9 protein-coding genes are annotated in these 12,459 nt (G+C 60.7%); all 9 read left to right on the plus strand.

Features of this window, described 5'->3' with window-relative positions; all coding sequences use genetic code 11:
- Nucleotides 1-383 precede the first annotated feature (383 nt).
- A complete protein-coding gene (locus BM416_RS13495) occupies nucleotides 384-1,778 on the plus strand; it encodes a Y4yA family PLP-dependent enzyme (protein ID WP_256577511.1) in 1,395 nt (464 codons plus the stop codon).
- A 14-nt stretch (nucleotides 1,779-1,792) separates the two neighbouring features.
- Entirely contained in the window at nucleotides 1,793-2,836 is a 1,044-nt protein-coding gene (locus tag BM416_RS13500) for a PLP-dependent cysteine synthase family protein (RefSeq protein WP_065939576.1), read from the plus strand.
- A 28-nt stretch (nucleotides 2,837-2,864) separates the two neighbouring features.
- On the plus strand, nucleotides 2,865-4,013 hold the full coding sequence (locus tag BM416_RS13505) for an NAD/NADP-dependent octopine/nopaline dehydrogenase family protein (RefSeq protein ID WP_092488385.1): 1,149 nt from the start codon (nucleotides 2,865-2,867) through the stop codon (nucleotides 4,011-4,013).
- A 37-nt stretch (nucleotides 4,014-4,050) separates the two neighbouring features.
- Nucleotides 4,051-5,901 carry an IucA/IucC family protein gene (locus BM416_RS13510; RefSeq protein WP_092488386.1) on the plus strand — a complete coding sequence of 617 codons (1,851 nt, stop codon included), beginning with the start codon at nucleotides 4,051-4,053 and terminating at the stop codon, nucleotides 5,899-5,901.
- A gap of 16 nt (nucleotides 5,902-5,917) precedes the next feature.
- The gene (locus BM416_RS13515) at nucleotides 5,918-7,162 is read left to right on the plus strand and encodes an MFS transporter (RefSeq protein ID WP_092488387.1); all 1,245 of its coding nucleotides are present in this window, start codon (nucleotides 5,918-5,920) and stop codon (nucleotides 7,160-7,162) included.
- 15 nt (nucleotides 7,163-7,177) lie between these two features.
- Nucleotides 7,178-8,362 (plus strand): aminotransferase class V-fold PLP-dependent enzyme, encoded by a 1,185-nt coding sequence (locus BM416_RS13520; RefSeq protein WP_092488388.1) that lies wholly within the window; start codon nucleotides 7,178-7,180, stop codon nucleotides 8,360-8,362.
- A gap of 85 nt (nucleotides 8,363-8,447) precedes the next feature.
- Nucleotides 8,448-8,963: a sigma-70 family RNA polymerase sigma factor gene (locus tag BM416_RS13525; RefSeq protein ID WP_092488389.1), complete on the plus strand. Its 516-nt coding sequence runs from the start codon at nucleotides 8,448-8,450 to the stop codon at nucleotides 8,961-8,963.
- The gene (locus tag BM416_RS13530; protein ID WP_092488390.1) at nucleotides 8,964-9,941 is read left to right on the plus strand and encodes a FecR domain-containing protein; all 978 of its coding nucleotides are present in this window, start codon (nucleotides 8,964-8,966) and stop codon (nucleotides 9,939-9,941) included.
- A 101-nt stretch (nucleotides 9,942-10,042) separates the two neighbouring features.
- Nucleotides 10,043-12,457: a TonB-dependent receptor gene (locus tag BM416_RS13535; protein WP_092488447.1), complete on the plus strand. Its 2,415-nt coding sequence runs from the start codon at nucleotides 10,043-10,045 to the stop codon at nucleotides 12,455-12,457.
- Nucleotides 12,458-12,459 lie beyond the last annotated feature (2 nt).

The following is a 12,459-nucleotide window of genomic DNA, read 5'->3' on the forward strand; positions in this document are numbered from 1 at the left end:
TACTTGATAATCGTTCTCGGTAGCAATATTGTTCACGCCGCCAAGAGAAACTTTTCATGACCCTAGGCAAGTCTTAACGCTCACCGAAAGTATGGCCTCGCGACATCATTTAACCATCACTCAGCGGTGAGTCAGATTAAGAAAAACGGCAGTTAGTGGCCGATCGCTACACCCGTATAAACCTTATGGAATGGGGTTCTTATGCAATTGTTTTATGAACCGATTATTACCATCAAAGCCACAGTTTCGCCTGCAGGATTCGTGTGGCATCCACCGCCAAACGCATAAGCGTTAAAAACACGACGAACGACAAGACCACATTCATCGATCTCTTCCAGAGATTTAAATATGAATGACGACGCTATAAGCGCCAGGGGATAGTTATGTCTATTGCAACAACGCGCCTCAATGAAGCGCGTACTGAAGTTCATCTTTCGAAAATGCTTAATCCATTATTGGACGCATGCATCGCACAGCTGTTACATAGCCAACCCGACAAACTGCTTGAACTCGTTGCGCAACACGGCTCCCCCCTGAATCTTGTATGGCCACACGCCTTTGCACTGAACACCGACGCATTGCAATCCGTGCTAGAACAGCATGAAGTCCGACATGCGATCTTCTATGGCGCCAAAGCCAACAAGTCACAATGTTTACTCGGCGCAGCCAAGGCGTCCGGTATCGGCGTCGACGTTTCCAGTATTTACGAGATGCAAGCAGCACTGCGCGCCGGTGTGCCGGCCGCTCAGTTGTGTGCCACCGGCCCGGCCAAAACCGAAGATTTTCATCGGGCGCTGGTCCATGCCGGTGCACTGATCTGCGTGGATTCGCTGGAAGAGTTCGACCATTTGAAAACACTGGCCGAAGCCAGCAGCGAGGCCATAAAGGCCAGGGTTTTACTGCGTTACAGGCCTAAAGCCTGTGGGACCAGCCGCTTCGGAATGGGGGCCGCGGACCTGCTGGTGTGCTTGCACTTACTGACCGGACTCAGGGCATTTTTTGACTTCGAGGGTTTCCATTTCCACCTCGGTGGCTATGGGTTCGAATCTCGAGCACAGGCCTTTCGTGAAGTGACCGATTTCGTCGATGTGGCTCGCACGATGGGGTTGGCACCGACCATGATCGATATCGGCGGAGGTTTGCCCATCCGCTATGTCGAGCCACACGCCTACGAGCGCTTTCTACAAAACGACAATACGCCCGGTCACTATTACAACCAGTCAGTGCCCAAGTCTTATTACCCTTACGGCAGCAACTTGATGGCGAGCCAATGGTTAACGTTGTTTCTGGAAAGTGCCTTCTCGCCGCGACAAAACATTGCCCAGTACTTGAAAGCCAACAGCATCACCCTGGCATTGGAGCCGGGCCGAAGTCTGGTGGACCAAGCGGCAATTTCGGTATTTCGCATTACACGCAGCAAAAAACTGGCCAATAACAAAACGGTGTTATTTGTTGAAGGCAGCAGCTTCAGTGCCTGCGAAACATGGTTCGCCTCGGAATATCTGGTCGACCCGATTTTAATCAGCGCGGCGCCAACATCCGCCACACCGATGCAAGCCTATATTGCCGGGCATAGTTGCCTGGATGATGACGTCATCACCCACCGCCTGATCAACTTCCCGACTTCCCCCAAGGCCGGCGACTTATTAATTTATGCCAACACCGCCGGCTATCAAATGGACTTATTGGAGAATGAGTTCCATCGTCACCCCCTGCCTCGGCGAATGGTGGCGACCTGTTGCACGTACGGTAACTACGCGTTTTCACCTGACGACTAAAGGAAGTACTTCATATGATACTGACTAAAGTTTCCGAGCTGATCGGCAATACGCCTATGTTGGGTATTTATATCCCGGGCACTGATGCCCGGCTGTTATTAAAGATAGAGAAAAACAATCCCGGCGGCAGTATCAAAGACCGCATGGCGCGCAACATGGTACTCGCCGCGCTCAAGTCCGGACGCTTGAAACCAGGTGGCGTGGTGGTTGAGTCGTCGTCGGGCAATACCGGCATCGGCCTGGCCATGGCCGCCGTCGAATTCGGCCTGCAATTTATCGCCGTGGTCGACCATCACGCGGCGCAGGACAAGATCGCGGTGATGAAGGCGCTGGGCGCCGATATTCGGTTTGTCGCGGGAACTTATCGTGAAGATGAAGTCGCGGTGGTAGAGCGCCAGCGCCTGGCGGCCGAACTCGCCGAGCAGATCCCGGGGGCCGTGTTCATGAACCAGTCCGACAACGCGGCCAACGCCGGCGGCTACAGCGACTTTGTGCGGGAAACCATCGTTCAGGCCGAAGGTGTGATCGGCGCGTATGTCGGTTGCGTCGGTACCGGCGGGTCGATGACCGGGATTGCCCGAGGCCTTAAACAGCACAACCCCGACATTGTGACCGTGGCGGTGGAGCCCGCGGGTTCCATCGTTTTCGGGCATCCCGGCTATCCGTACTATCAGTCCGGTACCGGCACGCCTGCCGGGGACACAGTGGGGCTGGTGCTCGATTACAGCTGCATCGACCTGGGCGTGCAGGTCACCGACTCACAAGCCTTCGAGACCTCGCGCTATATCGCCCGCCACCTCGCCCTGCTGGTAGGCGGCTCGACCGGTGGCGCAATTTTCAAGGCCCTGGAGCTGATTCACAAAGGTGTACTGAGCGGCAATGTAGTAGTGCCGATTGCCGATGGCGGCGAAAAATACCTGCACACGGTCTTCGATGATAAGTGGCTGGAGGAACGCGACTTGCTCGACCCCGGCGTCGCGTCGCAGCTGGATGCCTGGCTGGGCAAGAACCACTGGCAGGAGTCCAGCTCCGCCCCGCTGCAACTGAGCGTCGCATGACCCTCTTTCGACCAAGGAGCGCCTCTGAATGAAACCGCTGAAAGTCGCCATTTGCGGCGGTGGCCGAACAGGTCATCTCAACGCCATCCTGTTCAAGCAACTGCCTGACGTCCAGGTTTCGCTGCTGACCAGCAACCTGGAAGTCGTCGACCACCACACGCGGCAGGTGCCGCTCCAGGCCCTGCTGCCGGACGGCTCCACGCTGAACGCCCGGCTGGATCGGGTGACCGCCGAGGCCAGGCCCGCCGTCGAAGACGCCGACATCGTCATCATCACGGTGCCAGCCCATGCCCGCGCCAAAACCCTGCAGGCCATCGCCCCGCATTTGAGCACGAGCAAACCTGTGTACATCGGTGCGATTCCGGGCTTCTGCGGGTTCGACTGGCTGGCCGAGGCCACACTGGCAAACCACCCGAACCTGGTGATCTGGGGCATGAAGGACGTACCTCATACCGCCTTCGATCTTACCCCCGGTCGGTCGATAAAAATGGGCGGCGGCAAAAGCCAGTTATATGTCGCGACCCATGCCCGCGAATCCCAGGCGTCGCGCCAGCACTTGCACGACATCCTCACACGCCTCTACGGCCCTTGCGTCACGCTGCTCGATCACTACCTGGAGATCACCCTGACGCCCGGTAACCCGATCATGCACAGCTCGGTGATCTACGGGTTGATCGGCCCCTACGGGCAATGGCACCGCAAGATCTTTCCCCAGCGCCTGTGCTGGTGGACGGAGTGCCCCGAACTGGGCGCCTACTTCCTGGAACGCATGGATCAGGAGAGCCAGGAACTGTGCGCGGTCATCAGTGCGCGCATGGGCGTCGACCTGTCGTCCGTCAAATCCTTGAAACAGGAAATCGTCGAAGCGTACGGCGATCAGATTCGCGACCAAAGCAGCATGTTGTCCATTCTGCGCACCAACCAGGCCTACAACGACATCCTCGCGCCCATGGTGCCAGCCGGTGATAACCGCGCCGGGTATGTGATCGAGCGTGAGAGCCGTGCGTTCAACGAAGACGTCGCCTATGGCCTGGTGCTGCTGGTGGAAATGGCCAGGCGTTTTGAACTGAAAGTGCCCTATATCGAAGAAGTCCTGCACTGGAGCGTTGCCTACATGCAAGGCCTGCGCGACTCGGCGCTGGATTACTTCCCGAGCCAATGGCCTCGCACGGCATAACCCTTTTAATGAATGACCCAACGAGCAGAGAGCTGATATGGATGACCTCAACACCTTGATCGCCTACTCCCGCAAGAACGCCCTGCGCCGGCTGATTCGTTGCTTGTTTGCGGAAAATATCCTGGATCGTTCTGCGCTGGCGTTTACCCACGACGGCCAGCAAGCCACCTACCCGCTCAAGCAGAACGGCGCGCAGCTGTTTTTCTCCGAGATTGCGCTGGGCCCGGCCGACACGCTGGTCAATGACGGCGACGTGGTGCTGCTGACGGCCGAAGGCGTGCGCCAGGTGATCACCCGCCATCAGGACCTGCTGGATGTACTGCGCGACAGTTTCGACTTCGAGCCCAGCGACGAAGGTGTGGCCGGTCTCAAGTCGGATATGGAAAACAGCCTGCTGAACGACGCCCACGCACGTCAGTTCCGCCAACACTGGAACGCGCGCCTGGCGCAGGCCGCTCAACGCCAGGGCCTCAGCAGCCTCACCGATTACCTGCGTCGGCATGCGAGCATCAAGGACGCCGCGATCTTGTTGGATCAGTGGGGCTCGCTGGAAGGCCACCCCTACTACCCGACCTGGAAAGCCCGCCCCGGGCTGAATGACGCTGAGGTCGAGCAACTGTCTCCGGAGTTCAACGCCCAGGTGCCCCTGCGGATAGCCGCCTTGCGTGCCGACATGGCCAAAAGCGAAAGCATGCCTCACGTGACCAACTACCACGCCTGGTTCGCCAGCAATTTCCCGGCACACTGGGAGCAATGGAAAGCGGCGCTCAACGCCAAAGGCCTGGATGAAACGCAATGGCTGCCCCTGCCGATTCATGCCTGGCACTTGCAGGCCTATGTGCTCAAGACGTTTGCTGCGGAAATCGAAGAAGGCCTGCTGATCACTGAGGGGCCGGATATTCAGACGCTGCCGACCATGTCATACCGCACGATGATGCCGGTCCTGGACCACGCTGCACCGCTGATCAAATTGCCCATCGCGTTGTGGATGACCAGCGAGTTGCGCAGCCTGCAAGCCAAGTCGATCCATATGGGGCCGCGCATCAGCACGGTGATCACGCAAATCCTGGAAGCCGAAAACGGTTTCGACCAGCAACTGGAAATCTTCCCGGAAGAAATCGGCGTGCGCTACCGCCACGCAATCACCCAGGACGACGTACCGGGAAAACACCTGTCCGTGGTGTTTCGTGCCAGCCGGCAAGCGTTCGAACGCAACGATGAGCGTCTGCCGATCACGGTGGCTTCGTTGTTCACCCGTTTACCGGGCAGCGGTCGGCCGCTGTTTACCGACCTGATCGAACGCGACGGGGTGCGTGCCGACGCCGCCAGCGTAGAACAGTGGTTTCGCCACTATGCCAAGGTCGTCACCCACCCCGTGGTGGCAATCTATCTGCTGTACGGTATCGGGCTCGAAGCGCACCAGCAGAACACCATGGTGCTGTTCTCACCCGATGGCGTGCCGCGCAGCCTGCTGATCCGCGATTTTGGCGATGGCAGAACCTACGCCCCGCTGCTGGAAGAACGCGGTTATACGTTACAGCCGCATGTGCAGCCTGGCATTCTGCCTACGGTATTTAGCGGCGATATCGAGCCGGTGCGCATGTTTGTACTGGACGCCGCGTTCCTCACCCACTTGCATGAAATGGCCCTGTGGCTGACCAAGGAGTACGGCATGGACAACACACGTTTGTGGGCAATATTGCGCGAGGAAACCGAAAACGCCTTTGCCGCCGTGCGCGAGCGGGTCTCGCCGCAGGTGTGGGAGGTCGAGCGCCAGGCCTTTGTCGAGGATCCATGGCCTACCCGTTCGTTACTGCGCATGCATTTGATGCAGTATTCCAACTACCGTTTGCAGCACACCCTGACCAACCCGCTAGCTGCCGTTTAATCACTGAGGCCGTCTCATGTCCCAAGCAGGTGCCATCCAGGGTTCGCGTGTAAGAATCCTCATTTATCTTCTGTTCGCGATCCAGCTGGTCTCCATGGGCGCGATGGAAATGAGCGGGCCGTTCTGGCCCGTGCACCTGCGCGGGCTGGCGTCCTCGGAGTCGGTATTCAGCTTCGCCAGCATCGCCGTGTACGTCGGGCCGATGCTGGGCATCATGCTGACCAGTGCATTCTGGGGCCGTATCGGCGATCGCTACGGCCACAAGCTGATGATGATCCGCGCACTCGCGGGGTTGTCCCTGACCCAGCTCGGGCTGGCCTTTTTCAGTGACATCTGGGTCATCCTGGTCCTGCGTTTTCTGCAGGGCGCCTTTGCCGGCTATATAGCCCCGGCGCAGGCTTACGGGGTCAGTATCGAAGCGCCGTCGCGGCGGGCGCGGTTATTCGCGATCCTGCAGATATCGACCAATGTCGGCTCACTGCTCGGTGCGGTCGTAGGCGGCCTGATCCTCGATTACGCGACGTTTTTCTGGATCAACATCGTCGCCTCGGTGCTCTGTGCACTCTGTACCGTCATCGCCGCCGTGACGTTGCCGGATGTGCCTCCCGTACCAAAAAAACCGACGGTGGCCACCCGCACGCCGGTCGCCGGCACCGACAGCGTATGGCGCAGCTCTCCGCTGCTGTCGCTGCTGTGCGTCATGGGCATCCTGCTGCTCGCGCGCATGCTGCCGCAGACCTCGTTCTCGCTGTACGTGAGCTCGACGTTCGAGGTCAACAACTCCGTCGTCGGCTTGTGCTACGGGTTGCTGGCGCTGGGCTTCATCCTGTCGGCAACGGCATGGTCGCGCTACTTCGAGCATCGTTCCCAGGCAGAAACCCTGCAACGCATCACATATGTCGTCATGGGCTGCATCGCCCTGACCGCCGTGGCGGGCGTAACGCGAAGCCCCGTGGTATTTATCGTCGCCTACTTCATTTGGGGGGTGCTGCTGGGGGCGACCACCCCCGTGCTGATGGCGTTGGTCTCGAAAACCGCCGACAGCTCGCGCCAAGGCTACGTACTGGGTATTGCCCAAAGCACTGCGCAGTTCGCCTCGATTGCCGGCATCTCCATCGGTGGCTTGCTGAGCCAGGTCTACGGCCTGCAATACACCTATCTTTTCGTGTGCCTGGCCTATGCAGTGGCGCTGATTCCCATGGTCGCGCTGCGGTACTGGTCGGTGTCCGCGCCTTCCAATGGCGTTGCAGGCAGCGACTGAACAAGGAGTGAGGGTTTGAACATTGAACAACTGCGTGCCGACACACCGGGTGTCGAGCATCTGATCCATTTCAATAATGCCGGTGCGGCGCTGATGCCTGAGCCGGTGGTCCAGGTCATGACCGGGCACCTGCAACAGGAAGCCCGCCTCGGCGGGTATGAAGCGGCCGCCCGATGCGCGCCTGAACTGGACAATGTCTACACCGCCGTCGGGCGCCTGATCAATGCGCACCCCACTGAAATCGCAGTGGTCGAAAACGCCACCCGAGCCTGGGACATGGCCTTCTATTCACTGGCGCTCAAGCCCGGCGACGCCGTGCTGACCTCCATGACCGAATACGCCGGCAACTACATCCCATACCTGCAATTGAGGCAGCAGCGCGGGATCGAGATCCGGATCATCCCCAACGATGAACACGGCCAGGTGTGCCTCGCAGCCTTGGCGGCCATGCTTGAAGACGAGCGCGTCGCCCTGGTATCGCTGCCGATGATCGCCACCAACGGCGGGCCTGTGCAACCCGTCGAGCAGATCGGTGCCCTCGCCCGGGCGGCGGGTGTGTTGTTCCTGCTGGACGCTTGCCAGGGGGTGGGCCAGGTGCCGATCGATGTGCAAAAGATCGGCTGCCATATGCTCGCCGCCACCAGTCGAAAATACCTGCGCGGGCCGAGGGGCATGGGGTTCCTGTACGTAGAACAATCCCTGTGCCAACGCCTGGAGCCGGTTTTTCTGGACCTGCATGCGGCGTCCTTGCTCACGGCAGACAGCTTTGAAATTCGTGCGGATGCGCGACGCTTTGAAAATTGGGAATGCAACGTTGCGGCCAAGCTGGGCCTGGGGGCCGCAGCGGAGTATGCGTTGGCGCAGGGTATCGAACCGATATGGCAGCGCATCCAGCACCTGGCGGGTTACTTACGCCATCGACTGACCGACGTGGCGGGTATCACCTCGCAGGACCTGGGCCCTGTAAAGTCCGGCATCGTCACCTTCAGTCATCGCCACCACAGCGCCCCACAGGTGCAGCAGTGGCTCGCAGCGCAACCCAAACGCATCAACGTGAGCACTTCGACAGCAGGCTCGACCCTGCTCGACATGCAGCAGCGGGGCTTGCTTGAGCTCAGCCGTGCATCGGTTCACGCTTACAACACCGAAGCTGAAATCGATTTGCTGATTGACGCCTTGATACGCCTGTCACACGCCTGATCACGGGACACGATGGCGCTTGCGCTCAAGCTGGTTTGTCAACTAGCATTGGGAATACTTCTCAATTACAAACAAATCTGCCGCCATGAGCGAAACCTCTTCCGCGAATCACCTCAATCACCTGCGCGCCATCGAGGCCCTGTACAGCGGGCATCATGGCTGGCTGTATGCCACGTTGAAGAGAAAACTGGGTAACGCGATGGATGCGGCGGATCTGGCCCAGGACACCTTCACCCGGATCCTCGCCTCACAGGTCACGGTGATTGACCAGCCACGGGCGTACCTGAGCTGCGTGGCCAAGGGCATCCTGGTCAACTGGTACCAGCGCAAGGCACTGGAACGCGCGTACCTGGATGCACTGGCGAACGTGCCTGCCCACGAAACGCCGTCGCCCGAAGCGCACTTCATGGTGCTGGAAACCCTGCACGAAATCGACGCCATGCTCGATACCCTGGCGCCCCTGGTCAAGCGCGCCTTCCTGCTGTCGCAGATCAACGGCCTCAAGTATGACGACATCGCCGAGCAGCTGGGTGTATCGCTGATCACCGTCAAGCGCTACATGAAACAGGCCTTCGTACAGTGCCTGATGCTGGTGGAGTGAATGCTCGGTCTGCGCAAGGAGCCGCCGCTGGACCCGCAGGTACTCGAAGAAGCCGCCGAGTGGCTGATGCGCTTGAGCGAACGCGAATTGAGCGAGCATGAGCGCGCCGAATGGGAGCGCTGGAAGGTCAGCAGCCCGGAGCGGGATCGCGCCTGGTCGCGTGCGCAATTGCTGCAGAGCAAGTTCGGCGGACTGCCGCCCGCCCTGGCGATGTCGGCGCTGGACCGGCCAGACAGCCCGGAACGTCGTGCAGCACTGGGCAAGCTGGCGATCCTGCTGGCGCTGGCGCCCGCGGGTTGGGGGAGCTGGAAGCTGGCGCAATCGCAGCAATGGTCAGCGGACTATCGCACCGACGTTGGCCAGCGCCGCGAACTGACCCTGGCCGATGGCTCGCGCATCACCCTGAACACCGCTACCGCCATCGACGTCGTATTCGACGACCGTCAACGGCTTATTCACCTGCGCGAGGGCGAAATCCTGGTGCAGACCGCCGTGGACACCGCCCCCCTGCCCCGGCCGTTCCTGATCAGCACCCGCCAGGGAAGCATGCAGGCGCTGGGCACACGGTTTACCGTGCGTGAAGTCAACCCTCGCACCCATCTTGCGGTCATCGACGGCGCGGTGAGGGTGATATTGGCCGATAACCGCCAGACCCTGCCGCTGATCGTCAATGCAGGGCAGCGCACCGACTTCTCCTCACAGACCTTTGGTGACCTGGCGCCGACCGATCGCTACATCGGTTCATGGACCCAGGGCATGTTGATGGCCGACAAGATGCGCCTGGCGGATTTCGTCGCGGAACTGACGCGCTACCGCCGAGGTTTCCTGCGCTGTGATCCGGCCATCGCCGACTTGCGCATTTCCGGGGCCTTTCCGATCAGTGATACCGATCGCACCTTGAGCATGCTGGTGCACACTTATCCGGTGCTGGCGAACAGTCATTTGCGCGGTTACTGGGTCACCCTGTCGCCCGCCTGACTCTCACGCAAAAATAAACGGCGGCCGGGGTGATACTTTTTTCGATCTCGACTGGCAAAGACAGGAACAGCCTTTTCCTCTCGTCCATGGGTCATCCTTTCATGCTCGTAGCACGGCCCCTGCGTCCGGCTCGTCCGCTCAAACCGATGGTGCACGGCGTCGTGCTCAGCCTGCTGCTGGCCGGAGCCATGTGCCCGGTGGCATTGGCGGAGGCACCGGCCCAATTGGATTCGGTCGCTGTGCAGGCCTACCACATTGCCCCCGGCCCGCTCGGCGCGACGCTCTCAAGCTTTGCCGTGGACGCCGGTATTGCCCTGTCGTTCCAGCCGTCGATCACGGAGGGCCTGATCAGCCCCGAACTGAACGGCACCTACTCCACGCAGGAAGCCGTCACGCGCTTGCTCGAAGGCAGCGGCCTGGAGATGGTGTTGCGCAGCGATGGCAGCTACACCCTGGTACTGCGCCGGCTGACGCTGTCGGCGACCACGGTGGAGGCTGCGCAAAAACACGCCGATAGCCTGCCGCCGGTGTACCCGGGCGGCCAGGTGGCCGAGGGCGGGCGTCTCGGCCTGCTGGGCAATACGGATGTGATGGACGCGCCGTTCAGCATCAGCACCTATACCGCGTCATTGATCAAAGACCTGCAGGCGACCACCGTGGGCGACGTGCTGGAGCGCGACTCTTCGGTTCGCTCCACCGGCCAGGCGGGGGGTATCGTCGATTCATTCTTTATCCGTGGTTTTCCGGTGGGCGAAGGCAACCTCGGGGAACTGGCGTTCGACGGTGTGTACGGCGTGGCCTCCAATTACCGGGTATTCACCGACTACGCCGAACGCATCGAAGTGGTCAAAGGCCCTGGCGCCCTCCTCTACGGCATGTCCCCCAACAGCGCCGTCGGTGGCGTGATCAACGTGGTCCCCAAGCGCGCCCTGGACGAGGACCTGACCCGCGTCACGGCCACCTATGCCCAGGACCGACAACTGGGCACCCATATCGACCTGAGTCGGCGGTTTGGCGAGGACCGGCGATTCGGCATGCGCGTCAACGGCCGCGTGCAGCAGGGTGACACTGTCATCGACAAGCAATCGCGGGATGTCGGGGTCAGTGCCATCGCCCTGGATTACCAGGGCGATCGCCTGCGCACCAGCCTGGACCTGATCAACCAGCAAGAGCAATTCGACGCGGCGTCACGGCCCTTCCTGATCGCGCCCGGCGTGCCGATTCCCCACGCCGCCAACGGGCGTACCAACGTCAGCCAGGCGTGGGGCTGGTCCAAGACCCGCGACGAGTCGGCATTGCTGGGTGGCGAGTATGACGTGAACGACGCACTGACCCTGTTTGCCCATGCCGGCGGTGGGAAGTCGAACGTGGCACGCCTTTCCGACCAGACCCCGACCATCATCAACACCGCCGGCGACACCTCGTCGATCCCCGGCTATTACAAATTCAAAGTACGGCGCTACACGGTCGACACCGGTGCCCGACTGCGTTTCGACACCGGGCCGATCAGCCACAGCACCACGCTGCAGGTCACGCGCTATCGCGATGAGTTGTCGCGCGGCATTATTTCCGGCCCGCCGATCCTGTCGAACATTTACCACCCTGTCTCACGACCCGAGGCCGACATTGCCACGCCGGCCACGCCGAAAGTCTCGGCGACCGAATTGTCCGGCGTCGCCGTTGCCGACACCTTGTCGATGCTCGAGCAGCGCCTGCAGGTGACGGCCGGCCTGCGCAAACAGACCATCCGCTCCAACAACTACGACGCGGCGGGTACGGTGACCACGGCTTACGACGACGGCAGGACCACGCCGCTGTTCGGCGCAGTTGTCCGGCCCTGGGAGCATGTGTCGTTCTACTACAACTACCTGGAAGGCTTGAGCAAAGGCGATATCGCTCCCGCCACGGCCTCGAACGCGGGCCAGATCTTTGCCCCCTATGTCTCACGCCAGCATGAGGTGGGGGTCAAGCTCGACTACGGCACGGTCATGTCCACACTCGCGCTGTTCCAGATCACCAAACCCAGTGGCGAGCTGTCAGGCACCACCTTTGCGGTACAAGGCGAACAGCGCAACCGGGGCCTGGAGCTGAACGTATCCGGTGAGGCCGGCCAAGGCACACGCCTGCTCGGCGGGGTGACGCTGCTGGATGCACAACTGACCAAAAGCGCGGTTGCGGCCAACCGGGGCAATACCCCGGTGGGGGTGCCGAAGGTGCAAGCCAACCTCTGGGCCGAGTGGGACGTACCCTGGGTCGAGGGGCTGACGCTAACCAGCGGGGCGTTGTACACCGGCAGTCAATATGTGAACCAGGCCAACACCCAGCAGTTGGACCCCTGGACCCGCTTCGACATGGGCGTGCGCTACAGCACGCGCATCGCCCAGCGGCCGACGACCTTCCGCGCCACGGTACAGAACGTGTTCGACCGTGAGTATTGGTCGGGGGTCGCTTCCTATGGTGCGTTCTCTCAAGGCTCGCCACGCACCCTCCTACTGTCGACCACGGTCGATTTCTGAAA

The sequence above is a fragment of the Pseudomonas sp. NFACC42-2 genome (genome assembly GCF_900116055.1).
GTDB lineage: Bacteria > Pseudomonadota > Gammaproteobacteria > Pseudomonadales > Pseudomonadaceae > Aquipseudomonas > Aquipseudomonas marginalis.